Raw genomic sequence first — 22,170 nt, 5'->3', positions numbered from 1 at the left:
CGCACGCGCGGGCAACTCCAGGCAGATCGCCGGCTGTGCGCGGCACAATGCGGTCATGAGAAAACAGGTGTTGATCGCGGGAGGCGGCATTGGCGGGTTGGCAGCGGCCCTGGGGGCTTCGCGCGCCGGGTGGGAGGTGCGGCTGTATGAGCGTGCTGCCGCATTCAGCGAGGTGGGCGCCGGCGTGCAGCTGGGGCCCAATGTGGTGCGCCGCCTGCAGGCCTGGGGCCTGCAGCGCCCGCTGCAGGAGGTCGCCGCCATCCCCGGGCGGCTGCAGGTGCGCAGCGCGCTCACAGGCCAGGAACTGGCTGCACTGCCCCTGGGCAGCACGGCGGTGGAGCGCTACGGCGCGGCCTACGCCACCATCCACCGCGCCGACCTGCATGGCCTGCTGCTGGCGGCGGTCGAAAAATACACCGACACGCAACTTCATCTGGACCAGGCCATCGACCGTTTCACCGACGCCGACGGCGTGGTGACGGTGCGCACCAGCCGGGGCAAGGACGTGGAGGGGGATGCCCTGCTGGGGGCAGACGGCCTGTGGAGCCGCACCCGCACGCAGCTGCTGGGCGAGCAGCGCCCGCGCGTATCGGGCCACCTGGCCTACCGCGCCCTGGTGCCGCAGCACGCGCTGCCCAAGGGACTGCGCACCCGCCAGGTCACCGCCTGGCTGGGACCGCGCCTGCATGTGGTGCAGTACCCGGTGCGCCGGGGCGAGTTGCAGAACCTGGTGGTCATCGTGCAGGGCACCGCGCCGCAGGACCTGGAAAACTGGGACCACTCGGCCAATGGCGCCGACCTCGAAGCCGCCCTGCTGGGCACCTGCACCGCGCTGCAGCAGGCGGTGCGCGGCGTGGTTGATGCCGGCGGTGGCTGGCGCCTGTGGCCGCTGTGCGATCGCCCCCCTGTGCGCGGGCCCGCCGAGATGGCCCGGGGCGTGGTGGCCTTGCTGGGCGACGCAGCCCACCCCATGCGCCCTTACCTGGCGCAGGGCGCAGGCATGGCCATCGAGGATGCGGCGGAGCTGCAGCGTGCGCTGTCCATGCACGACCTGGATGTACCCCTGCGCCTGACCCGCTATGCGCTCAACCGCTGGCAGCGTAACGCGCGCGTGCAGGCCCGCTCCACGCGCAACGGCCGCATTTTCCACGCCACGGGCCCCGTGCGCTGGGCGCGCGATGTGTCGCTGCGCCTGCTGGGTGAGCGCTTGCTGGACGTGCCCTGGCTTTACCGGGGCGACGGTTCCAGCGCCAGTTCGTTATAGATGGCGCTGTCAAAAATAGCTGCTGGCGCTTGACCCATGGCGCTGGCGTGCCTTTCAGGCAGGTTCTTTGCCAGGCCCGCCGGCTGGCTGCAGCAGCGGCGATACCGGCAGCCAGCGAAACGCGACCGAGCCGAGCGCCAGCAGGGTGGCAATCGCGCCCATCACCGCACTGTAGGGCTCCAACCCCTGGCCCTGCGCCCAGTCGGCGACCCAGCCGGTGAGCCACTGCACCAGGCCCACACCCAGGAACATGGCCATGGTGAACACCGACAGCGCGCGCCCGGTCAGATCGGGCGGGTAGGACGAGCGCACATCCGAATACTGCAGCACCGAGTACCCCGACAGCACCGCAATGCACATCACCAGCGCCAGGTTCAGCGTGGCGTGGTGCACCAGCCCCAGGCACAGGTAGAGCGCCGCCACCAGCAGCGAAAAGTTGGCGATCCAGGCCCGCCGGCGTGCCGGGCCGGGGTCGATGCGGCCAAAGAAGGCCGGGGTGAACAGCGAAACCAGCGACATGGCCACGGCCATGTTGCCGCTCTCGACCAGCGTGAATGCATAGCGGTCGATCAGCATCGGCGCTATCCACAGGCCGCGCAGCGCCAGAAACGAGGCGTAGCCCACCATGCCCAGCAGCAGGATGCCCAGCGTGTGCGGCAACATGAACAGCGCGCCAAAGCGGCGCACGGCCGTGCCCCAGCGCTCGCGCGCGGGCGCCGGGCCGGCCAGGGCCGGCTCGTGCACGCAGCGCCAGATCAGCAGCCAGGCCAGCGCCGACAGCACCGCCAGCAGCATGAAGCCGCTGCGCCAGCCCGAGCGCTGCACCAGCCAGGCCAGAGGTGTGCCGGTGAGCAGCAGGCCCAGTCCGCCCACACCCATCCCCACGCCCGACAGGAAGGCAAAGCGTGAACTGGGGAAATGCCGCGCAATGAACATCGTGCAGGCCAGAAAGGCCGGAGCGCAGCCCACGCCAATCAGCAGCTGGCCCCACATCAGCCAGCCATAACCGGGCGCCCAGGCCGACAGGGCGGCCCCGGCAATGGCCAGCGGAAAGGCGCTGAGCACCGTGCGGCGCAGGCCGTACAGGTCCATGCCGATGCCCATGAAAAATTGCGTCACGCCAAACGACAGGCCAAACAGCCCCGCAAACGCGCCCAGCGATGCCGGCGAGAGCGCAAAGTCGGCCTGCAGCCCCGTGGCCATGATGGCGGTGATGGTGCGGTAGGCCTGGCTCAGCGCAAAGGCCGACAGCAGGGCCAGCAGCATGAACCACAGCGTGGCCTGCGCAGGCGCCACGGGTGCCTCTGGCGGGGAGGGGGGCAAGGGCGGTGGGTGGGGCGGGGCGGCGTCGGGATGGGGCACGGGCGGTGAAGCGGGAGTGGCGGGGTGCAAGGCGGTTGTTGCCGGGAGCCTGCAGCCTACCAGCTGGCGCGTGCGGGCGCTGTCGCCATCGCTGCGGTGGTACTTCGCATTGGATAGCTGCCAGCGCCTGCCACACCAGCGTCGGAGCCATTTTGTGCCTGCAATTTACAGGTCGGTGCGCAGCTTCCAGATTTCGGGAAACAGCACCACGTCCAGCATCTTGCGCAGGTAGCTCACGCCGCCTGTGCCCCCGGTGCCGCGCTTGAAGCCGATGATGCGCTCCACCGTGGTCACATGGCGAAAGCGCCAGAGGCGAAACGCGTCTTCGAGGTCGGTCAGTTCCTCCCCCAGCTGGTACAGGTCCCAGTGCTGCGCGGAGTGGCGGTACACGGTGAGCCAGGCCTGTTCCACCGCATCGCTTTCGGCATAGGGCAGGGTCCAGTCGCGGTCGGTGTGGCTGGCGGGCACGGGCAGGCCGCGCCGGGCCAGCAGGCGCAGGGCTTCGTCGTACAGCGAGGGCGCCTGGTAGGCCGCCTGCACCTGGGCCAGCAGGTCGGGGCGGTGGGCGTGGGGCTGCAGCATGGCGCGGTTCTTGTTGCCCAGGGCGAATTCGATGCAGCGGTACTGGTAGCTCTGGAACCCGCTGGAGCTGCCCAGGTAGGGGCGCATGGCGCTGTATTCGGGCGGCGTCATGGTGGCCAGCACGTCCCAGGCGTGCACCAGCTGTTCCAGGATCTTGCTCACGCGGGCCAGCATCTTGAACGCGGGCTGCAGTTCATCGTGCGCGATATGGCCGATGGCAGCGCGCAGCTCGTGCAGCATGAGCTTCATCCACAGCTCGCTGGTCTGGTGCTGCACGATGAACAGCATCTCGTCGTGCGCGGGTGACAGTGGCTGCTGTGCGCTGAGCACGGCATCGAGCTGCAGGTAGTCGCCATAGCTCATGCTCTGGCTGAAGTCGAGCTGGGCGTGCTCGGCGTGGACGATGGATTCGGGCAGGGCGGATGCCGGGGCGCCGCTGGTGGCGCCGGTGCTGCCGGGGGTTGGCGAAAAGGGGCACATGGCGGGTTTCCTTCTCAAGTCACGGCGTGTTGCCGGTTGAACTCGGGGCGCTGCCATTCGGCGGCCTCCAGCACCTGGTGCAAGTGTTCCACGGCATTCCACACGTCTTCAAAGCCGATGTACAGCGGCGTGAAGCCAAAGCGCAGGATGTCCTTGTGCGCGGTGCCGCCGTCGCCCTTGCCTGCAGCAGGAGCCGCGCCGGACCCGGCGCGGTAGTCGCCAATCACGCCGCGCGCGATCAGCGCCTGCACGATGGCGTAGGCGCCGCTGCCCTGGCCATTCACGCCTGCGCCTTCATCCCGCGTCAAGCAGACTTGCGAGCCACGCCAGGCATGCTCGCGTGGCGTGGCCAGCCCGAGGCTGTGGCCGGCGCAGCGCTCTTCCACGAGGCGGATGAACAGGTCGGTGAGCGCCAGCGACTTGCTGCGCAGCGCGGCCATGCCGCCCAGCGCCTCGGCGGCGGTGAACACGTCGAGCCCGCACTGCAGGGCCGACAGGCTGATGATGGGCTGCGTGCCGCACAGGTAGCGCGCGATGCCGGGCGCGGGCTGGTAGTCGGGGGTGAAGGCAAACGGCGCGGCGTGGCCCCACCAGCCGGACAGCGGTTGCCAGCAACGGCTGGCATGGCGCGGGTGCACCCACACGAACGCGGGCGCGCCGGGGCCACCGTTCAGGTATTTGTAGCCGCAGCCAATGGCGAAATCGGCGCCTGCCCCGTTCAGATCGACGGGTACCGCGCCCGCGCTGTGCGCCAGGTCCCACACGCACAGGATGCCCTGGGCATGCGCGGCGGCGGTGATGGCGGCCATGTCGTGCATGGCGCCGGTGCGGTAGTTCACATGCGTGAGCATGAGCACGGCCACCTCGCTGGTGAGGGCGGCAGCGATGTCTTCGGGCTCCACCAGCACGAGTTCGCGGCCGCGCTCCTGGCAAAGGCCTTCGGCAATGTAGAGGTCGGTGGGGAAGTTGCTGCGCTCGCTCACGATGCGGCGGCGGGCGGGGCTGTCCTCGCGGGCCATGTTCAGCGCCGCGCTCAGCACCTTGTAGAGGTTGATCGAGGTGCTGTCGGTGCACACCACTTCATCCGGGCCCGCGCCGATCAGCGGGGCCAGCTGGTTGCCCAGGCGCTGGGGCAGGTCGAACCAGCGCGCGGTGTTCCAGGACTGGATGAGGTCCGTGCCCCATTCGCGCGTGACCACATCGGCTACGCGGGCGGCGGTGGCCTTCGGCGCCACGCCCAGCGAGTTGCCGTCGAGGTAGATCACGCCGGGCGGCAGCGTGAAGTGCGCGCGCAGGGGGGCCAGCGGGTCTTGCGCATCGAGGGCGCGGCAGGCTTGGAGGGTGATGGTCATGGCGATGCAGTTCGGTTAGTTTTTTTTGGATAGCTGCTGGCGCTGATGAGATAAGCGCTAGAAGCCAAAAAGTCTTGGAATCAGTGCATCACAGAGTCCGCAGCACGGCACGCACGGGCGAGGCATCGGCGCTGGTCAGCTTGAGCGGCAGGGCGATCAGTTCGTAATCGCCCTCGGGCACGTCGTCGAGCACCAGGTTTTCCAGCACGCGCAGGTTGCGGCGGTGGATGACCTGGTGGCTGTCGAGCGTCTTGCTGTCGGCCGGGTCGATGCTGGCGGTGTCGATGCCGATCAGGAACACGCCCCGGTCGGCCAGGCGCGCGATGGTGTCGGGGGCGTAGGCGGTGAGCTGGCCGTCCCATTGCACGGGGGCCCGGGCGTAAGTGCGCACCAGCACGCGCGGAGGGAGGGTGGCGTCCACCGCGTGGGCAATGTGTTCCCAGGTGATCAGCGCGCCGCAATCGATGGCGTGGACCACGCGGCAGGGGCCCAGAAAAGGCGCCAGCGGCAGTTCCCCCACCGCTGCCCCCTGCGCGTCGTAATGCAGTGGCGCATCGGCGTGGGCACCCACATGGGGCGACATCGTGATGGCGCTCACGTTCACCGGGCAGCCGGGCGCGATCGTGGCGCACCACTGTTGCTGGTAGGGCGTGTCACCGGGAAACACCGGCGCGCCGGGGTGGACTGCGGGGGAGATGTCCCAGAGCTTTTGCATGGGCGACAAGGTAGCGCGCTGGCAAATTCGTGGTGTCGCTTTATGGCAACGCCTGGGAAAAAAGGCCGACCCAGCGAAGCAGCCCGGCTGATTTGCGCCGCGTCAAGAGAGCGCGGGTTGCCCCGGTGCCGCTGCCATTTTTACGCCGCAAGCGATAGAATGAGAATTGTTTTCATTTGAAATCTGGTGAAGCCATTGACCGATCTGTCCCGCAGCGATGCATCCGTTCCGTCCCGTGAACACTCCCTGGGCTTGGCCGATCTGCCGCTGCGCGTGGACGCCTGGGTGAGTGCGTTGCACATGGATGCCGCTCCGCAGGATGGCGATGTGCTGCTGCGGTTGCTCGAAATCGGTTTCCTGCCGGGCGAACCCGTGCGCGTGGTGGCGCGGGCCTTTCCGGCAGGCGATCCGATGGCCGTGCGCGTGGGGCGCACCACCTTTGCCCTGCGCCGGCGCGAGGCGGCGTTGGTGCGCGTCAGCACCATGGCGCCCGTTGGTGAGGTGGCGGCATGAATGCACAGGCCACCCCATTGAGCCTGGCGCTGCTGGGCCACCCCAACAGCGGCAAGACGGCGCTGTTCAACCTGCTCACCGGTAGCCGCCAGAAGGTGGCCAACTATGCGGGTGTGACGGTCGAGCGCAAGGAGGGTCAGCTCGTCACCCCCTCGGGCCAGCGTGTGCGCGTGCTCGATCTGCCCGGCGCCTACAGCCTCAATGCACTGAGCGCGGACGAAGCCGTCACGCGCGACGTGGTCACCGGCCAGCGCGCCGGCGAGGCCGCGCCCGGCCTGCTGGTGTGCGTGGTCGATGCCACCAACCTGCGGCTGGGTCTGCGCATGGTGTTGGAGACGCAGGCCATGGGCATCCCTATGGTGCTGGCGCTCAACATGAGTGATGCCGCTCGCCGCGCGGGCATCGCCATCGACCGTGCCGTGCTGGAGCATGAGCTGGGCATGCCCGTGGTGGAAACCGTGGGCATCCGCAAGGGCGGCGCAGCCGAGCTGCTGCAGTGGCTCGATGGCTGGCGCGCCCAGGGCGCGGTGCAGGCCCGGCCCTGGCAGCCCCAGGGCGTGGAGCAGGTACTGCACACGCAGCAGGAGGCGCGCCGCATCCTGCGGCTGGCGGTGCGCGAGCCCGAGGGCCTGGCGGCGGTGGACGACACCCTGGACCGCGTGGTGCTGCACCCGCTGTGGGGCACGCTGCTGCTGGCCTGCACCATGTTCCTGATGTTCCAGGCGGTGTTCAGCTGGGCGGCTGCGCCCATGGACGCCATCACCGGCACGGTCGAGGCGCTGGGCCAGTGGCTGCAGGCGCGCCTGCCCGAGGGTGTGCTGCGCAGCCTGCTGGTCGATGGCATCGTGGCGGGGGTGGGCGGCGTGCTGGTGTTCCTGCCGCAGATCCTGATCCTGTTCTTCTTCATCCTGGCGCTGGAAGACTCCGGCTACCTGCCGCGCGCGGCCTTTCTGCTCGACCGGCTCATGGGCACGGTAGGGCTGTCGGGGCGCTCGTTCATCCCGCTGCTATCGAGCTTTGCCTGCGCCATCCCCGGCATCATGGCCACGCGCACCATCACGCACTGGCGCGAGCGGCTGGTCACCATCATGATTGCGCCGCTCATGACCTGCTCGGCACGCCTGCCGGTGTATGCCTTGCTGATCGCCGCCTTCATCCCCGAGCGCACCGTGGCGGGCTGGTTCAACCTGCAGGGGCTGGTGATGTTTGCGCTCTACCTGGGCGGCATCCTCGGTGCCATGGCCGTGGCCGCCGTGCTCAAGCTCTGGCGCGGCAAAGTGCGGCCCACCCCGCTGCTGATGGAGCTGCCGCCCTACCGCGTGCCGAGCGCGCGCAACCTGTTGCTGGGGTTGTATGAGCGTGCCGCCATCTTCCTCCAGCGCGTGGGTGGCATCATCCTGGCCCTCACGGTGCTGCTGTGGTTCCTGTCCACCTTTCCCGCCCCCCCGGAAGGCGCCACGGGGCCGGCCATCGAGTACAGCCTGGCCGGACAGCTGGGCCGGGTGCTGGAACATGTCTTTGCGCCGCTGGGCTTCAACTGGCAGATCTCCATCGCCCTGGTGCCCGGCATGGCCGCCCGCGAGGTGGTGGTGGGCGCGCTGGGCACCGTGTATGCGCTGTCCGCCTCGGGTGACGATGTGGCGGCGCAACTGGGGCCGCTGATTGCGCAGCAATGGTCGCTGGCCACGGCGCTGTCGCTGCTGGTGTGGTTCGTGTTTGCGCCGCAGTGCCTCTCCACCCTGGCCACGGTGCGGCGCGAGACGAACTCCTGGGGCCTGGCGCTGCTGATGGCCACCTACCTGTTTGCGCTGGCCTATGCGGCCAGCTGGATGACCTACCGGCTGGCGCTGGCGTGGGGAGGGGGTTGACCATGTGGCAAGACATTGCGGTGGGCGCCATCGTGGCGCTGGCAGGGGGCTATGCGGCCTGGTACTGGATGCCCGCTGCGCTGCGCAGGCGTCTGGACGCTTTGCGACCGGGCCTGGGCAAGGCGCCGTCCTGCGGAGCCTGCAGCGATTGCGGGGGCTGCGCCACACCCGCGCGCCCCACCGATGCGCAGGCGCAGACACCGGAGCCGGAGCGCCAGCCGGTGTGGATGCATCCCAAGCGGTGACGGGAGAGGGGCGGACCGGTGGTCCCGTACCTGGCGGTTTTGTTACAGTGAGAAACATTTGCTGCCCGCGATCGTGATGCGATGACAGATGGTGCGGTTCTTCCTGCATCCGTTCTCGGGAGATTTCTTTCCGCTGCCGTCGCCCACTTCATGATCGCCATCCCTGCTGCGCTCACCCACTGGGTGGTTCGAATGAACCACCGCAATCGCAGCGCGTCCTGGCTGATCTTTGCGGTCGTCCTTGCCACCCATTTTCTGGAGCATGGGCATGGCGCCTGGACATGGTGGCTCATGGCGCTGCAGTTCCTGGTCTATCCGCATGTGGTGTATCTGCGGGCCCGCCATGCCGAGGATCCGCTGGCGGCGGAAATCCAGAACCTGTTGCTCGACAATTTCTGTTTTGGCCTCTGGGCCGCAGGGCTCGGGTTTCCGCTCTGGATCGCCTACACCCTGGTCATTTGTGGCGGCATCAACCTGACCGCGTTCCGTGCGTTCAAGGGCCTGTTGCAGGCCTTGGTTGCCGTGGCGGCGGGTGCGGCGCTGATGGTGGCCGTGGCCGGGTGGCGCTTTACCCCCGATACCTCGCTGCGCGTCAGCGCCATGAGCATGCTGTGCCTGTCGATCTACCTGGTCTTGTTTGCCCGCGACGCCCATACCCGCACCGTCGCGCTCAGCGCCACGCGGGCCCGGCTGCGCAAAAGCGAAGCCGCGCTGCAAAGCCAGTTGCAGGCCGTGGAGTCCCTGCAGGAGCAGCTCACCGAGCAGGCCCATCGCGACCCCCTGACCGGCCTGCACAACCGCCGCTACCTGAACACGGCCCTGCCGCGCGAAATCGACGCTTGCGCGCGTGACGGCGCCGCGCTGGCCCTGTTGCTCCTCGATCTCGATCATTTCAAGCAGATCAACGACCGCCATGGCCATGCGGCCGGGGATGATGTCCTGTGCCAGGTCGCGGCCCTGCTGCTGCAGTCCATGCGACCGAGTGACAGCTGTTGCCGCTATGGCGGGGAAGAGTTCTTGCTGCTGCTGCCCGGCATGGGCCTGCAAACCGCCGTGGAGCGCGCACAGGCCCTGCGCCAGCAGGTGGCCGAGCGGCGCTGGCTGGCCGATGGCCAATCGGTGCAGGTCACGCTGTCGATCGGGGTGGCATGCGCGCAAGACGCAGGCATGAAGCCGGCGGCGCTGATTGACCTGGCCGATCGGGCGCTCTACCAGGCCAAGGCCGACGGGCGCAACCGGGTGTGCGCAGCGCCGGCTGAACCGCAGGCACGGGCCGATGGTGTCGCCGCGGCCGTGACGCCAGTCGCGTAGCGCCGGGGGCTGGCGGGACCGTCAGGCCCAAGGCGCGCCGGAGGGATAGGGCGGCAGCCCCTGGCGCATGCGCGCCCGGTCGCAGGCTTCGCTGCCTGCCGCAAATTCGCGGCAAGGCGATGGACGCCATTCGTAGATGCCGCAGGCCGCCCGCGTGCCCACCTGGCCCGTGAGCGCTGCGCAGCGTGGCGGGCTGTGGTCGGTGCCGCGCATGCGGCTGGTTGCGCCCGTTACCTGCACTGCCAGACCATCGGGAACGTCGCCGCCCAACTCCTGCGTTTCATGCACCGAAAAATCCACGCGAAAGCTCGCACAGCAGGCACCGCAGGTGAGGCAGGGGTGGGTCATGCAATACGGCCGAGCAGAAGGTACTCCATGAGTGCCTTCTGGATTTGCGTGCGATTTTGGCTGCGGCACGCGACCTTCGGCCGCTTCACATCCGCGTTGCGGACAGGAGCCTGCGCCGAAACAGGCTGCTGGCGCTGGCGCGCCACCGTATTGCATGTCATGCAATACGGCCGAGCAGAAGGTACTCCATGAGTGCCTTCTGCACGTGCATCCTGTTTTCCGCTTCATCCCACACGACGGACTGGGGCCCGTCGATCACGTCGGCCTCGACTTCTTCGCCGCGGTGTGCGGGCAGGCAGTGCATGAACAGGGCGTCGGGCCTGGCGGCCGCCATCATCTCGGCGTCCACGCACCAGTCGGCAAAGGCTTTTTTGCGTTCTTCGTTCTCGGCTTCGTAGCCCATGCTGGTCCACACGTCGGTGGTGACCAGGTCGGCGCCCCGGCAGGCTTCGAGCGGGTTGCTGAAAAATTGATAGCTGCTGGCGCTTATTCCACCTGCACCGGCGGCCAATTTTTCATCGACTTCGTAGCCACGGGGGGTGCTCACATGCACCTTGAAGCCCAGCAGCGCGGCGGCCTGCAGCCAGGTGTTGGCCATGTTGTTGCCGTCGCCCACCCAGGCCACGGTCTTGCCCTGGATGGAGCCACGGTGCTCGATGAAGGTGAAGATGTCCGCCAGGATCTGGCAGGGGTGGTATTCGTTGGTCAGGCCGTTGATGACGGGCACACGCGAGTCGGCCGCAAAGCGCTCGATTTTTGTCTGCTCGAAGGTGCGGATCATCACCAGGTCCACCATGCGGCTGATGACCTTGGCGCTGTCTTCAATCGGCTCGGCGCGGCCGAGCTGGCTGTCGCCCGTGGTCAGGTGCACCACGGAGCCGCCCAGCTGGTACATGCCGGCCTCGAAGCTCACGCGCGTGCGCGTGCTGGCCTTCTCGAAGATCATGGCCAGCGTGCGGTCGGCCAGCGGGTGGTGCTTTTCGTAGGCCTTGAACTTCTTCTTGATGAGCGCGGCGCGCTCGAACAGGTAGGCGTATTCTTCGGCGCTGAGGTCGTTGAACTGCAGGTAATGTTTCATGGCGCTCTCGTTGCGGGCTGGCTCATTGCGCCAGCAGTGCTTTGACCAGGGGGGTGAGCTTGGCGACGATCTCGTCGGCCTCGGCGATGGTGAGGATCAGTGGCGGTACCAGGCGGATCACGCTATCGGCCGTGACGCTGATCAGCAGGCCGGCCTCGGCCGCCTGGCCCACCAGAACGCCGCAGGGTTGGGCCAGTTCCACGCCCAGCATCAGGCCCTGGCCGCGCACTTCTTTCACGCCAGGCAGGCCGCCCAGCGCGTGTTGCAGCGCAGTCTTGAGGTGCAGGCCCACCGTGGTGGCGTTGTGCAGCAGGCCGTCTTCTTCCATGATGCGGATGGTTTCATTGCCCGCCCGCATGGCCAGCGGGTTGCCGCCAAAGGTGGTGCCATGGTTGCCGGGCTGCAGTACGTTGGCGGCCTTGGGGCCTGCCACCACGGCGCCAATCGGCACGCCCGAGCCCAGGCCCTTGGCCAGGGGCATCACATCGGGCACGATGCCGGCCCACTGGTGGGCAAACCACTTGCCGGTGCGGCCCATGCCGCACTGCACCTCGTCGATCATCATCAGCCAGTCGCGCTCGTCGCACAGCTTGCGCAATTGCTGCAGGTATTCAATGCGCATGGGGTTGATGCCACCTTCGCCCTGGATGGTCTCGAAGAACACGGCCACCACGTTGGGGTTGCCTTCGGTGGCTTTCTTGATGGCGTCGATGTCGTTCACGGGTACGCGCACAAAGCCTTCGACCAGCGGGCCAAAGCCGCTGTAGATCTTGGGGTTGCCGGTGGCCGACATGGTGGCGATCGAGCGGCCATGAAAGGCCTTTTCATACACCACGATCTCGGGCTTGGCGATGCCTTTGTCCACGCCGTATTTGCGTGCCATCTTGATGGCGGCCTCGTTGGCCTCCAGCCCCGAGTTGCAGAAGAACACGTTGGCCATGCCCGAGCGCTCCACCAGCCTGGCGGCCAGCTGCTCCTGGCCGGGCACATGGTAGTAGTTGGACGAGTGGATGATCTTGCTGATCTGGTCCTGCAGCGCCGGCACCAGCTTGGCATGGTTGTGGCCCAGCGTGTTCACAGCGATGCCGCCGAGGGCATCGAGGTACTCCTTGCCGTTCACGTCCCACACGCGGCAGCCTTGCCCGTGCGACAGCGCAATCGGCACGCGGCCATAGGTGTTCATCACGTGGGGCGAGGCGGCCTCAATGAAAGCGGTCATGCAGTGGACTCCAGGCGACAGGGTGAAGGGTCGGCCGTGGTGGCCGCACCCGAAAAAAGCGAAGCACGATTCTAGGGCGAGCGCGTGCATCCGAAGATGACGATTGCGCATCACTGCAATGCCTGGGTGGAGGGGGAGGCGGCCCAGCTCTTATATAAGAGTTAGAATACTTGGCTGCGGTGCCGCACGCAGTGATCCTGCGCTATCCGCCCCCACCACTCAGACCCCCGATGGTTTCCCCCTCCTCCAAAGAAGTCTTCATCCAGGGCATCACCCACGAAGGAAAAACCTTTCGTCCCAGCGACTGGGCCGAGCGGCTGGCCGGGGTGATGAGCGGCTTTCGCCCGGGCGGAGCCAAGCCCGGCAGTCATCTGAGCTACTCGCCCTGGTGCATTCCCACCACGCTCAACGGGGTGAAATGCGTGGTGGTGAACAGCGACTTGCGCGACCACGAGCCCATGGCCTGGGATTTCGTCATCAATTTCGCGCGCGACAACAACCTGCAGGTGGCCGAGGCCTGCCTGCTGCCCGATCCGCCTGCGGCGCCCCTGCAGCGCTGACTGTAGCCCGCTGCTGGGGGGCTGGGGCTTCGCGCACTCATCTTTTGGAGTGTCGGGGACAGGGCGGCTTCGGCTGGAACCGACCCCGGTCTGTCCCCGATTCAGCAGGGTGCCAGCCAAGGCACGCTGCGCGCGCTTGGGCTTTGTCCAACAAAAAACCGCCCGAAGGCGGTTTTTTGCTTTGCTGGCAGCGCACCCGTTACAAACGGCGAACGGTATGACCCGTTCGGGCTGTTGGCCTGCCGGGGCAGGCGGTGAATTAGGCGGCTGCGGGTGCCAGGGCTTTCACCTTGGCAGACAGACGGCTCTTGTCGCGAGCGGCCTTGTTCTTGTGGAAGATGCCCTTGTCGGCCACGGTGTCCACCACGGCTTGCATCTTGGCGAACAGTTCGGTCGCCTTGGTCTTGTCGCCGGCCAGAACAGCCTTTTCGACGTTCTTGACAGCAGTGCGGTATTTGGAGCGCAGCGAGGTGTTCGCGGCGTTGATCTTGACGTCCTGACGGACGCGCTTGCGGCCCGACGCCAGGCGCGGGTTCTTCTTCTTGGGTTTAGCGGATGCCATGGTTTAGTTCCTTGAGTCTGAGGATGATGCCAGCAAAGCCAGCGATTATAGCCCAGAGCGGTTTTAAAGGCCACGCGGGGCATGGCTAGCGCGGCGGCGTCGCCAGTGCCACCGTGGAACTGGCTTTGCCAGGCCACGGGTGGCGTCCCCCCTCGGGGGGGAAGGCGCGCAGCGACTCAGGGGGGCTACACTCCCTGCGGTGTCATTGTTCAAAGCCGCCTCCACCGTCTCCCTGCTGACCCTGGCCTCCCGTGTGACGGGCCTGGTGCGCGACCTCCTGATGGCCTCGATGTTTGGCGCCAACGCGCTGACCGATGCCTTCAACGTTGCCTTCCGCATTCCCAACCTGTTCCGGCGCCTTTTTGCCGAGGGGGCCTTCAGCCAGGCGTTCGTGCCGGTGCTGGCCGCCTCCAAGGCCCAGCATGGCGAGGCCGCCACGCGCGTGCTGATCGCCAGCGTGGCGACGGCGCTGGCCTGGGTGCTGTTGCTCACCTGCGTGCTGGGTGTGCTGGGGGCCCCGCTGCTGGTGTGGCTGCTGGCCAGCGGCCTGCGCCAGAGCCCGGCCAGTTTCGATGCCGCCGTGCTGATGACGCGCTGGATGTTCCCCTACATCGGTTTCATGTCGATGGTGGCGCTGTCGGCGGGTGTGCTCAACACCTGGAAGCGCTTTGCCGTGCCGGCCGCCACGCCGGTGCTGCTGAACCTGTGCATGATCGCTGCCGCCTGGCTGGGCGCGCCGCAACTGGCGGCACGGGGGATCGAGCCCATCTACGCCATGGCCGGCGGTGTGATGCTGGGCGGCATGCTGCAGCTGGCGGTGCAGGTGCCCGTGCTGTACCGCCTGGGCCTGCTGCCGCGCATCGGCGTGACCTGGGGCGCCGTGCGCGCCGCCTGGGCCGAGCCGGGCGTGCGCCGCATCCTCACCCTCATGGCACCGGCGCTGCTGGGGGTGGGCGTGGCGCAGGTGTCACTCATGGTCAACACCCAGATCGCGTCGTACCTTGCACCCGGGAGCGTGACGTGGCTGTTCTACGCGGACCGGCTGATGGAATTCCCCACTGCGCTGCTTGGCGTGGCGCTGGGAGTGGTGCTCACGCCCCAGCTGGCCGCTGCCAAGGCCGCCGGCGACGCACTGCGCTATTCGGCCATGCTCGACTGGGGCCTGCGCATCGTGGTGCTGCTGGCCGTACCCTGTGCCGTGGCGCTGCTGACCTTTGCCACGCCCCTGGTGGCCACGCTGTTCCACCACGGCGCGCTGCTGGACAGCGACGTGGGGCAGATCGCTGTTGCGCTGGCCGGTTACGGCGCTGGCCTGCTGGGGCTGGTGGCCATCAAGGTGCTGGCGCCAGGCTACTACGCCAGCCAGGACATCCGCACCCCGGTGAAGATCGCCATCGTGGTGCTGGTCATCACCCAGTTGCTCAATGCCGCGCTGGTGCCGTTCATGGCCCATGCGGGGCTGGCGCTGTCGATCGGGCTGGGTGCACTGGTGAATGCGCTGTGGCTGCTGGTAGGCCTGCTGCGCCGCGGCAGTTACCAGCCGCAGCCTGGATGGGCACGCTTTGCCTTGCAGGTGGTGGCTGCCAGCGCCTTGTTGGCCGTGCTGCTGGTGTGGGCTGCGCAGTATTTTCCGTGGGTGCAGATGCGCGCGCACAGTGGTCAGCGTTTGGGTTTGCTGGCACTGGTGCTGGGCGCGTCGGTGGCGCTGTATTTTGGCGCGCTGTGGGCCGCCGGATTCCAGCTGCGGAAGATGTTGCGGCGCTGACGCCGCTGTGCCGCGTGCGCGCCGGAATGACCCTGCAATCCGCGCCTGGTGTGGCTTGACGCCACAGGGCGCCCACCGTACAACGCTTCCATGTCCCTGAGCTATTCCGTCCCCACTGCGCTGGAATACTTTGCCGCGCTGGTCCAAAGCGACGAGCATTTCCCGCTGCTCGAAGCCGCCGCCAGCCTGGCGCAGGACGAATACATCGATCTGGATGTGCAGCAGCTGCTGGGCGACATGGACCAGTTGGCGGCGCGCCTGCAGCGCCGCATGCCGGCCGACGCGTCCGCGCTGCAGCGCCTGCATATGCTCAACCAGTTTTTCTTTGCCGACCTGGGTTTTGCCGGCAATGTGAACAATTATTACGACCCCGAAAACAGCTATCTCAACGCCGTGCTGCGCACGCGCCGCGGCATCCCGATATCGCTGGCCGTGCTGTGGATGGAGCTGGCCCAGGGCCTGGGCCTGCACGCGCGGGGCATCGCCTTTCCGGGGCATTTCATGGTCAAGGTGCTGCTGCCCAAGGGGCAGGTGGTGATGGACCCGGTATCGGGGCAGTCGCTCAGCCGGGAGGAATTGTCCGAGCGGCTGGAGCCCTACAAGCGCCAGAGCGGCCTGGTGGACGACTACGACGTGCCGCTGGGCCTGTACCTGCAGGCGGCCACGCCGCGCGACATCATTGCGCGCATGCTGCGCAACCTCAAGGAAGTGCACCGCACGCAGGAAGACTGGCAGCGCCTGATCGCCGTACAGGACCGCCTGATCGTGCTGCAGCCCCAGGCCTGGAGTGAATGGCGTGACCGCGGCCTGGCGCATGCCGAGCGCGGCAACACGGCGCAGGCCGTGGCGGATCTGCAGACCTATCTGGCGCATGTCGAAGACGCGCTGGATGTGGATGCCATCACCGAGCGCATCAGCACCTTGCGCAGCGCGGGCCGCTGATATGGATGGGCCTGCCACCGTATGGCCTCATTGGTTCGCCTTGCCGTGCTACCGCACGGCATGCGGCTTCCCGCCTGGTTGCCCGCCTGAAAGCAGGCCCTGTGAATTGGGGCTGAAATGAAAAAGCGCTTGCCTGGCAAGCGCTTTTTGCTATTGCTGGAATGGCGATTTGTCAGGCGCCCGCAGCCTTGACGCAAAGGACGGGGCAGGACACCGTCATCAGCAGTTCCTGGGCCACGCTGCCCAGGATCAGCTTGCCCACGGCGGTGCGCCGGCGCAGGCCGATCACCAGCACGGAGATGTCGCGCGACTCCACCAGGTCGTTGATCTCGTCCACGGCGCTCTTGCCACGCACAAACTGCTTGAACTCGGCGGTGATGCCTTGCGCGGCCAGCAGCTCTTCCACCTGCTCCACCTCGAAGCCGGCGGCCAGCGAAGTATCTTCCTGCTGGCCACCGGGGCCGGCGTTCACCACCATCAGGGGTTCCTGGCGGCGCTTGGCGATTTCGATGCCCTTGTCCAGTGCGGCCCGGCCTTCGGGGCGGGGTACGTATGCGACGAGGATGGTCATGTCTTGTATCTCCTTGGTATTGTTGGAATGGCGGCTCGCCCAGGTTTGGGCAGGCCGTGCGTGACCGGGGCAGTCTGCGCTCGCAAATGGTAACGCCTGGCGCAGGTGGGGCGGTGTTGTTCCGGTGCTCAATGCGACCGGCTGCCGCACTCCGGCGGTATTCCGGGGGCGCGAACAGGTGCCAGATCTGGCGCACCGGCGTATCTGAGCGGCGCAATGGCGCGATCGCGGGCTGGCCCATGCCGGGTAGAAAGGGATATCGGCGACATGGCGCGGCGCGCAGTCGATTTGCGTGGCCGCGCGCGCCGAAGAAGTGTGACGATCTGCTGATTGGCGTGTTGGCTTGTAAGTCGCGTTGACGGTGCTTCAGGGCATCCGGTAGATTCGCGGCCACGGCGTTGCGCCATCGTGGTGCCATGCTTCACAAAATATACCGATTGGAGTTTTCGATGTCTGCATTCAAACGTGTGGTTGTTTCCTGCCTGGTGGCCGGACTGACGCTGGCGGGCCTGCCGCTCTCAGCCCAGGCGGGCATCGTGGGCACCGACCAGGTACTGGCAACTTCCGCATCGAGTGCCGACCGTGATCGGGTCAGCATTTTCCTGGCCCGTGACGATGTGCGCACCGCCCTGCAGGGTCAGGGGGTGGATGCCAATGCCGCCATTGCGCGCGTGCAGGCCATGTCCGACGCGGAAGTGGCCCAGCTCGCCTCCCGCGTGGACCAGGCGCCGGCCGGCGGTGATGTCTTGGGGGTGGTATTCACGGTCTTCATCGTCCTGCTGGTCACGGACATCCTGGGGTTGACCAAGGTATTTCCGTTCACCCGCTCGGTTCGCTGATGAATCCTCGCCGCGCTGGCTGGAGGACCCCCGCTGCGGCGGGGGTTCTTCTTTGCGCCCTGCTGTTGTCGGGATGTGCGTCGCCGCAACTCACTGCCCTGGACCAGCGCTGGCCGCCGGCCTTGCCGCCCGCAGCGTTGCTGGCCCATGTGCCGTTCTTTGCACAGGATGACCACCTGTGTGGCCCCGCCTCGCTGGCCATGGTGGCGCAGGCTGCGGGCGTCCAGGTGACGCCGGACGAGCTCACCGAGCAGGTCTATGTGCCGGGGCGTCAGGGTGCGCTGCAGCTGGAAATGCTGGCAGCCACACGCCGGCATGGGCTGGTGGCCTATCCCCTGGCGCCGCGCCTGCAGGATCTGCTGCAGGAAGTGGCGGGCGGGCAGCCGGTGCTGATCCTGCAAAACCTGTCGCTGCCGATATCGCCCCTGTGGCATTACGCGGTGGTGATTGGTTACGACCGCGCGCGCAACGAGGTGGTGCTGCATTCCGGTGTCACCGAGCGCATGGTGATGGCGCTGTCCACCTTCGAGCACACCTGGGCGCGTTCCGGGTACTGGGCGATGCGCGCGGTGGCGCCGGAGCGTTTGCCAGTGACGGCCGAGGCGGATGGCTGGGCAACGGCCGTGGCAGCGCTGGAGCGCGTGAACCCACGCGCCGCCCAGACGGCCTACGCCACGGCGCTGGCACGCTGGCCGGACCATCGGGCCAGCTTGCTGGGGGCAGGAAATGCAGCGTATGCGCAGCGCCAGTTGACGCGCGCCGGGCAGGCTTATGCGGCGGCCACGCGGGCGCATCCCGACTTTGCCGATGCATGGAACAACCTGGCGCAGGTACGGCTGGAACAAGGGCAGCGACGTGCGGCCCGCGCTGCCATCGACCGTGCCGTGGCGCTGGGCGGACCACGCCTGGCGCAGTACCAGGAGCTGCAGCAAAAAATCCGGGAACCATGAAGCGTGCTGGAGGCGACCCTCCGGAACGGGGTCGCCACCATGCACCGGAACGCTTCACCAGGCAGCGTACCGCGCAGCTTGCGTCTGCTCACGGACAGGGCGTGCGCTCCGCCGCAGACAAGATGTGATCCATTCAGGTGGATCAAGAGCAAATGACGCGCTGGCCCGTAAGCTGTTATCTTGAACAGGGTCGTTCCAGTGAATGGCCACCGCATCCATGCCCCGCCGCTCCCCCCTGTTTTCCCTGTCTGCCCTGACGCGCGCTTACCGGCGCAACCTCAAGGCCTTTGCGCGCGCCACTCAACCCGTGCGCGCCAGGGCGGTGGCCGTGCCGCGTGCGCCGTCCCCAGCCATACCCGTTGCCCGCACGCCGCGCAAGCCGCTGCCCGCCAGCGGGGAGTGGATGGCCGGCATGGCCCCCGGCCCTGCGGGTGCGCGGCGGTTTCACCTGTATGTGCCGCCGGGGCTGGCGCTGCGTCCGGGCGAAAAGCGGCCCCTCCTGGTGATGCTGCATGGCTGCGGCCAGACCGGGCGCGAACTGGCGGCCAGTTCGCGCATGAACCGCCTGGCGGTGCGCCATCGCTTTCTGGTGCTCTATCCCGAGCAGGAGCGCCTGGCCAATGCCCATGGCTGCTGGAACTGGTTTGACCGCCGAAGCGGCAAGGCCGATGCCGAGGCGGCAACGCTGCTGGCCGCGATCGACCGGGTGGCGCGGCGCCACCCGGTGGACACCACCCGCGTGGGCGTGGCAGGGCTGTCGGCCGGCGCCAGCATGGCCGCGCTGCTGGCGGCGCGCTACCCCGGCCGGTTTTTTGCCGTGGCCATGCATTCGGGTGTGGCACCCGGTTCGGCCGATTCCGCCGCCACTGCCATGGCGGCCATGCGTGGGCGGCGCGCGGCGCATCTGCCCGATCCGCCACCGGCGCTGGCCGCTGAAGGAGCGCCGCTGCCCCCGCTGCTGATCCTGCATGGTGATGGCGACAACGTGGTCTCGGTGCGCAACGCGGCGGCCACGGCCGAGCTGTGGGCCGCGGCATTGGGCGCGCGCGCCGGCGCGGTGCGCACCCTGCAGCGTGGCAAACGCCATGCGATGCGAGTGACCGAGTACAAGGCTCGCGGTCGCGCGCAGGTCACGCTGCGCGAAATCGTGGGCCTGGGCCACGCCTGGAGCGGCGGTGCGTCCGGCATGCCCTACAGCGATTCGGCGGGGCCCGATGCGTCGGCACTGGTGTGGGCGTTTGTCGCGCGGCAGTTCAGAAAATGAAGGGGCATAGCCGTTACCCCTTGTTCTGATATTGCGCGCCGGGCCGGCCGGTGGCGGCTAAACCAGCCGCGCCGCCATCAGCTCTTTCTTGAGGTAGGCGTAAAACAGCGGCGCTGCCACCAGCCCCGCCGGACCGAAAACGGCCTCGGCCACGAACATCACCGACAGCAGTTCCCACACCCCCATCTGCGTGCGCCGGCCCACCACCTTGGCATTGATCAGGTATTCGGCCTTGTGGATGAGGATCAGAAACCCCAGGCAGGCCGCTGCCGCCAGCGGCGACACCGACAGCCCCACGATGGTGATGACCACGTTGCACACCAGGTTGCCCACAATGGGCACCAGCCCCGCGACAAACGTGAACGTGATCAGCACCGGCGTGTAGGGCAGCTCCAGGCCCCACAGCGGCAACACAAAAAGCAGGAACAGCGCGGTGAGCAGCGTGTTGAACGCCGCAATCCAGAACTGCGCCGCCACGATCTGGCGGAATGCCTCGCCAAACAGGGCGATGCGCAGCCTGAGCTGCTGCGCCAGCGGGCCACGCGCCAGCACCGCGGGGCGCACGGCGGCCAGCGCGCCAATCAGCAGGCCCACATACGCAAACAGTACACCGGCCAGCCAGGCGCGCCCGGCCATGGCCAGCGCACCGGCCTTGGCGCCCAGGTAGCTGGCAATGGTGCGCTGGATCTCCGCCGCCCCTTCCGGCAGGTGGGCGGCCATGTCCGCCGGCAATTTCAGGCGCAGCTCCAGCACCGTGCGGGCCATGTAGTTCAGCAGTTCCTGGTATTGCTGCGGGGCGTTCACCAGGTAGCCGCGCGAGTGTGTGAGGCCCACTGCCAGCAACGCCAGCGGCAGCAGCATCACCAGGGCGGCAGCGGCAATCTGCGCAGCCCGCAGGCCAGAGACGGACGGATGGGCCTGGCGCCGCATGCGCCCCAGGCCTTGCGCAAACCAGCGGGTCAACGCCCGTGTCAGCAGAAACCCCAGGCACACGCACAAAAGACCCGGCAGCAGGCCGCGCCACATCACCAGCAGCAACGTGGCCGCCACCAGCAGGTAGCTGGCCACCACGACGCCCTGGCTCAAGGGTCGCGCTGGCAGCTGGGTTGGTGTGGCCTCCACCGAAGCGGAGGCGATGGGGGCCGGGGAGGGGCGCTGCGCCATGCAGGGCGACGGAACGGAGCGAGGCCAGTCGGTCAGGCCACCACCACGGCGGCACCTTCACCGCGCGCGGCAATCGTGCCAATGGCGTAGACCTGCTCGCCCGCAGCGCGCAGCGTGGCGGCCGTGGCTTGCGCCACTGCCGCGTCCACCACTACCACCATGCCGATGCCGTTGTTGAAGGTGCGGTTCATCTCGATGTCGTCGATGCCGGCCGTCTTCTGCAGCCAGGCAAACAGCTCGGTCTGGGGCCAGCTGCCTTTTTTCAGGTGGGCGGCGGTACCCTCGGGCAGCACGCGGGGGATGTTTTCCAGCAGGCCGCCGCCGGTGATGTGGGCCAGGGCTTTGATCGGGTGTTGTGCCAGCGCAGCCAGCACGTTCTTCACATACAAGCGCGTGGGCTCCATGACCGCCTGCTTGAAGGGCTTGCCGTCCAGCGTGGCCGGCAGATTGGCGCCCGCGCGCTCGATGCACTTGCGCACCAGCGAGAAGCCGTTGGAGTGCACGCCGCTGGACGCCAGGCCCAGCACCACGTCGCCGGGCTTCACATCCTTGCCGGTGAGGATCCTGGATTTTTCGACGGCGCCCACGGCAAAACCGGCCAGGTCGTATTCGCCCGCCGGGTACATGCCGGGCATCTCGGCGGTTTCGCCGCCGATCAACGCGCAGCCCGAGAGCTCGCAGCCCTTGGCAATGCCGCCGACCACGGCGGCGGCAGTGTCCACATCGAGCTTGCCGCAGGCGAAGTAGTCGAGGAAGAACAGCGGCTCGGCGCCCTGCACCAGCACGTCGTTGACGCTCATGGCCACCAGGTCGATGCCCACCGTGTCGTGCATGTTCCATTCAAACGCCAGCTTGAGCTTGGTGCCCACGCCGTCGGTGCCGGAAACCAGCACGGGCTCCTGGTAGCGCTTGGGCACCTCGAACAGTGCGCCAAAGCCGCCGATGCCGGCCAGAACGCCCTCGCGCATGGTCTTTTTGGCCAGCGGCTTGATGCGTTCGACCAGGGCGTCGCCCGCGTCAATGTCAACGCCAGCGTCTTTGTAGGACAGGGGGGTGGGGGTGGATGCAGAGGAGCTCATGGCAGGGATGGCACGGACCAGCGTGCGCGGCAGACTAAAATTTGCGCAGATTTTACGGGTTGTGCACCGCACGCCGTCCGTTCACCCTTTCTTCCCGCCCCGTTTTGCTTTTCCAGCCCATGCCGTTTCCTGTCATT

Annotated in this window: 22 protein-coding genes; 11 read left to right on the top strand and 11 right to left on the bottom strand. The window is 67.6% G+C overall.

Translation table 11 applies throughout. The features are described 5' to 3' along the window. Positions 1–55 precede the first annotated feature (55 nt). Complete coding sequence (locus tag K225_RS0100650; protein WP_026434600.1) at positions 56–1,264, top strand: FAD-dependent monooxygenase; 1,209 nt, start codon at positions 56–58, stop codon at positions 1,262–1,264. A gap of 54 nt (positions 1,265–1,318) precedes the next feature. Here K225_RS0100650 and K225_RS0100645 read toward each other — a convergent pair whose 3' ends face one another. The 4 genes from K225_RS0100645 to kynB all read right to left on the bottom strand — a co-directional run bounded on the left by K225_RS0100645 (position 1,319) and on the right by kynB (position 5,755). Next, on the bottom strand, positions 1,319–2,530 hold the full coding sequence (locus tag K225_RS0100645) for a nitrate/nitrite transporter (RefSeq protein WP_026434599.1): 1,212 nt from the start codon (positions 2,528–2,530) through the stop codon (positions 1,319–1,321). Positions 2,531–2,791: 261 nt separating this feature from the next. Next, positions 2,792–3,688 (bottom strand): tryptophan 2,3-dioxygenase, encoded by an 897-nt coding sequence (gene kynA / locus K225_RS0100640; RefSeq protein ID WP_026434598.1) that lies wholly within the window; start codon positions 3,686–3,688, stop codon positions 2,792–2,794. Between the two features lie 14 nt (positions 3,689–3,702). Next, positions 3,703–5,040 carry a kynureninase gene (gene kynU / locus K225_RS0100635; protein ID WP_026434597.1) on the bottom strand — a complete coding sequence of 446 codons (1,338 nt, stop codon included), beginning with the start codon at positions 5,038–5,040 and terminating at the stop codon, positions 3,703–3,705. Between the two features lie 88 nt (positions 5,041–5,128). Then, positions 5,129–5,755 (bottom strand): arylformamidase, encoded by a 627-nt coding sequence (gene kynB, locus K225_RS0100630; protein WP_034711458.1) that lies wholly within the window; start codon positions 5,753–5,755, stop codon positions 5,129–5,131. A gap of 186 nt (positions 5,756–5,941) precedes the next feature. Between kynB and K225_RS0100625 the strand changes: the two genes are divergently transcribed. From K225_RS0100625 to K225_RS0100610, 4 genes are all read left to right on the top strand, one after another. Next, the gene (locus K225_RS0100625; protein ID WP_369794824.1) at positions 5,942–6,268 is read left to right on the top strand and encodes a ferrous iron transport protein A; all 327 of its coding nucleotides are present in this window, start codon (positions 5,942–5,944) and stop codon (positions 6,266–6,268) included. Beyond that, a complete protein-coding gene (gene feoB / locus K225_RS0100620) occupies positions 6,265–8,136 on the top strand; it encodes a ferrous iron transport protein B (RefSeq protein WP_026434594.1) in 1,872 nt (623 codons plus the stop codon). Before K225_RS0100625 ends, feoB begins: the two co-directional genes overlap by 4 nt. Before the next feature lie 2 nt (positions 8,137–8,138). After that, on the top strand, positions 8,139–8,381 hold the full coding sequence (locus K225_RS20090; RefSeq protein ID WP_034711456.1) for a hypothetical protein: 243 nt from the start codon (positions 8,139–8,141) through the stop codon (positions 8,379–8,381). 150 nt (positions 8,382–8,531) lie between these two features. Then, complete coding sequence (locus tag K225_RS0100610; RefSeq protein ID WP_026434593.1) at positions 8,532–9,692, top strand: diguanylate cyclase; 1,161 nt, start codon at positions 8,532–8,534, stop codon at positions 9,690–9,692. A 21-nt stretch (positions 9,693–9,713) separates the two neighbouring features. On the opposite strand, the gene K225_RS0100605 is transcribed toward K225_RS0100610, so the two are convergent. The 3 genes from K225_RS0100605 to K225_RS0100590 form a co-directional block, all read right to left on the bottom strand. Continuing rightward, entirely contained in the window at positions 9,714–10,040 is a 327-nt protein-coding gene (locus K225_RS0100605) for a YkgJ family cysteine cluster protein (RefSeq protein ID WP_026434592.1), read from the bottom strand. A 157-nt stretch (positions 10,041–10,197) separates the two neighbouring features. Then, a complete protein-coding gene (gene argF, locus K225_RS0100595) occupies positions 10,198–11,118 on the bottom strand; it encodes an ornithine carbamoyltransferase (protein WP_026434591.1) in 921 nt (306 codons plus the stop codon). A 22-nt stretch (positions 11,119–11,140) separates the two neighbouring features. Further along, on the bottom strand, positions 11,141–12,337 hold the full coding sequence (locus K225_RS0100590; RefSeq protein ID WP_026434590.1) for an aspartate aminotransferase family protein: 1,197 nt from the start codon (positions 12,335–12,337) through the stop codon (positions 11,141–11,143). A 230-nt stretch (positions 12,338–12,567) separates the two neighbouring features. Between K225_RS0100590 and K225_RS0100585 the strand changes: the two genes are divergently transcribed. Beyond that, positions 12,568–12,897 (top strand): DUF3579 domain-containing protein, encoded by a 330-nt coding sequence (locus tag K225_RS0100585; protein ID WP_026434589.1) that lies wholly within the window; start codon positions 12,568–12,570, stop codon positions 12,895–12,897. A gap of 259 nt (positions 12,898–13,156) precedes the next feature. On the opposite strand, the gene rpsT is transcribed toward K225_RS0100585, so the two are convergent. Further along, positions 13,157–13,459 (bottom strand): 30S ribosomal protein S20, encoded by a 303-nt coding sequence (gene rpsT, locus K225_RS0100580; protein ID WP_015015385.1) that lies wholly within the window; start codon positions 13,457–13,459, stop codon positions 13,157–13,159. Between the two features lie 199 nt (positions 13,460–13,658). On the opposite strand from rpsT, the gene murJ reads away from it, so the two are divergent. Together murJ and K225_RS0100570 are read left to right on the top strand one after the other, a co-directional pair. Continuing rightward, on the top strand, positions 13,659–15,224 hold the full coding sequence (gene murJ, locus K225_RS0100575; protein ID WP_026434588.1) for a murein biosynthesis integral membrane protein MurJ: 1,566 nt from the start codon (positions 13,659–13,661) through the stop codon (positions 15,222–15,224). 90 nt (positions 15,225–15,314) lie between these two features. Continuing rightward, on the top strand, positions 15,315–16,166 hold the full coding sequence (locus tag K225_RS0100570) for a SirB1 family protein (RefSeq protein WP_026434587.1): 852 nt from the start codon (positions 15,315–15,317) through the stop codon (positions 16,164–16,166). A 172-nt stretch (positions 16,167–16,338) separates the two neighbouring features. Here the strand turns inward: K225_RS0100570 and K225_RS0100565 are convergent, their stop codons facing one another. Further along, complete coding sequence (locus K225_RS0100565; protein ID WP_026434586.1) at positions 16,339–16,737, bottom strand: universal stress protein; 399 nt, start codon at positions 16,735–16,737, stop codon at positions 16,339–16,341. Between the two features lie 449 nt (positions 16,738–17,186). Here K225_RS0100565 and K225_RS0100560 point away from each other — a divergent pair, with 449 nt between their 5' ends. The 3 genes from K225_RS0100560 (at position 17,187) to K225_RS0100550 (ending at position 19,790) form a co-directional block, all read left to right on the top strand. Beyond that, positions 17,187–17,576, top strand: a complete 390-nt coding sequence (locus K225_RS0100560; RefSeq protein WP_026434585.1) for a PA2779 family protein — start codon at positions 17,187–17,189, stop codon at positions 17,574–17,576. Further along, positions 17,576–18,526 carry a PA2778 family cysteine peptidase gene (locus tag K225_RS0100555; RefSeq protein WP_026434584.1) on the top strand — a complete coding sequence of 317 codons (951 nt, stop codon included), beginning with the start codon at positions 17,576–17,578 and terminating at the stop codon, positions 18,524–18,526. Before K225_RS0100560 ends, K225_RS0100555 begins: the two co-directional genes overlap by 1 nt. A gap of 217 nt (positions 18,527–18,743) precedes the next feature. Continuing rightward, the gene (locus K225_RS0100550) at positions 18,744–19,790 is read left to right on the top strand and encodes a PHB depolymerase family esterase (RefSeq protein WP_026434583.1); all 1,047 of its coding nucleotides are present in this window, start codon (positions 18,744–18,746) and stop codon (positions 19,788–19,790) included. A 57-nt stretch (positions 19,791–19,847) separates the two neighbouring features. On the opposite strand, the gene K225_RS0100545 is transcribed toward K225_RS0100550, so the two are convergent. Together K225_RS0100545 and purM are read right to left on the bottom strand one after the other, a co-directional pair. Then, positions 19,848–20,954: an AI-2E family transporter gene (locus K225_RS0100545; RefSeq protein WP_081679563.1), complete on the bottom strand. Its 1,107-nt coding sequence runs from the start codon at positions 20,952–20,954 to the stop codon at positions 19,848–19,850. Positions 20,955–20,986: 32 nt separating this feature from the next. Further along, a complete protein-coding gene (gene purM / locus K225_RS0100540) occupies positions 20,987–22,033 on the bottom strand; it encodes a phosphoribosylformylglycinamidine cyclo-ligase (protein WP_026434581.1) in 1,047 nt (348 codons plus the stop codon). Positions 22,034–22,170 lie beyond the last annotated feature (137 nt).

It is taken from the genome of Acidovorax sp. JHL-9, from assembly GCF_000426205.1.
In the GTDB taxonomy this organism is placed as follows: domain Bacteria; phylum Pseudomonadota; class Gammaproteobacteria; order Burkholderiales; family Burkholderiaceae_C; genus Acidovorax; species Acidovorax soli.
This window is presented reverse-complemented; position numbering and strand designations above follow the sequence as displayed.

What these genes read in the sequence shown, in the direction of transcription:
- K225_RS0100650 (WP_026434600.1), top strand. Translation starts at nt 56, where the DNA reads ATGAGAAAACAGGTGTTGATCGCGGGAGGCGGCATTGGCGGGTTGGCA.
- K225_RS0100645 (WP_026434599.1), bottom strand. Translation starts at nt 2,530, where the DNA reads ATGCTGCTGGCCCTGCTGTCGGCCTTTGCGCTGAGCCAGGCCTACCGC.
- kynA (WP_026434598.1), bottom strand. Translation starts at nt 3,688, where the DNA reads ATGTGCCCCTTTTCGCCAACCCCCGGCAGCACCGGCGCCACCAGCGGC.
- kynU (WP_026434597.1), bottom strand. Translation starts at nt 5,040, where the DNA reads ATGACCATCACCCTCCAAGCCTGCCGCGCCCTCGATGCGCAAGACCCG.
- kynB (WP_034711458.1), bottom strand. Translation starts at nt 5,755, where the DNA reads ATGCAAAAGCTCTGGGACATCTCCCCCGCAGTCCACCCCGGCGCGCCG.
- feoB (WP_026434594.1), top strand. Translation starts at nt 6,265, where the DNA reads ATGAATGCACAGGCCACCCCATTGAGCCTGGCGCTGCTGGGCCACCCC.
- K225_RS20090 (WP_034711456.1), top strand. Translation starts at nt 8,139, where the DNA reads ATGTGGCAAGACATTGCGGTGGGCGCCATCGTGGCGCTGGCAGGGGGC.
- K225_RS0100610 (WP_026434593.1), top strand. Translation starts at nt 8,532, where the DNA reads ATGATCGCCATCCCTGCTGCGCTCACCCACTGGGTGGTTCGAATGAAC.
- K225_RS0100605 (WP_026434592.1), bottom strand. Translation starts at nt 10,040, where the DNA reads ATGACCCACCCCTGCCTCACCTGCGGTGCCTGCTGTGCGAGCTTTCGC.
- argF (WP_026434591.1), bottom strand. Translation starts at nt 11,118, where the DNA reads ATGAAACATTACCTGCAGTTCAACGACCTCAGCGCCGAAGAATACGCC.
- K225_RS0100590 (WP_026434590.1), bottom strand. Translation starts at nt 12,337, where the DNA reads ATGACCGCTTTCATTGAGGCCGCCTCGCCCCACGTGATGAACACCTAT.
- K225_RS0100585 (WP_026434589.1), top strand. Translation starts at nt 12,568, where the DNA reads ATGGTTTCCCCCTCCTCCAAAGAAGTCTTCATCCAGGGCATCACCCAC.
- rpsT (WP_015015385.1), bottom strand. Translation starts at nt 13,459, where the DNA reads ATGGCATCCGCTAAACCCAAGAAGAAGAACCCGCGCCTGGCGTCGGGC.
- K225_RS0100570 (WP_026434587.1), top strand. Translation starts at nt 15,315, where the DNA reads ATGTCCCTGAGCTATTCCGTCCCCACTGCGCTGGAATACTTTGCCGCG.
- K225_RS0100565 (WP_026434586.1), bottom strand. Translation starts at nt 16,737, where the DNA reads ATGACCATCCTCGTCGCATACGTACCCCGCCCCGAAGGCCGGGCCGCA.
- K225_RS0100560 (WP_026434585.1), top strand. Translation starts at nt 17,187, where the DNA reads ATGTCTGCATTCAAACGTGTGGTTGTTTCCTGCCTGGTGGCCGGACTG.
- K225_RS0100555 (WP_026434584.1), top strand. Translation starts at nt 17,576, where the DNA reads ATGAATCCTCGCCGCGCTGGCTGGAGGACCCCCGCTGCGGCGGGGGTT.
- K225_RS0100550 (WP_026434583.1), top strand. Translation starts at nt 18,744, where the DNA reads ATGCCCCGCCGCTCCCCCCTGTTTTCCCTGTCTGCCCTGACGCGCGCT.
- K225_RS0100545 (WP_081679563.1), bottom strand. Translation starts at nt 20,954, where the DNA reads ATGGCGCAGCGCCCCTCCCCGGCCCCCATCGCCTCCGCTTCGGTGGAG.
- purM (WP_026434581.1), bottom strand. Translation starts at nt 22,033, where the DNA reads ATGAGCTCCTCTGCATCCACCCCCACCCCCCTGTCCTACAAAGACGCT.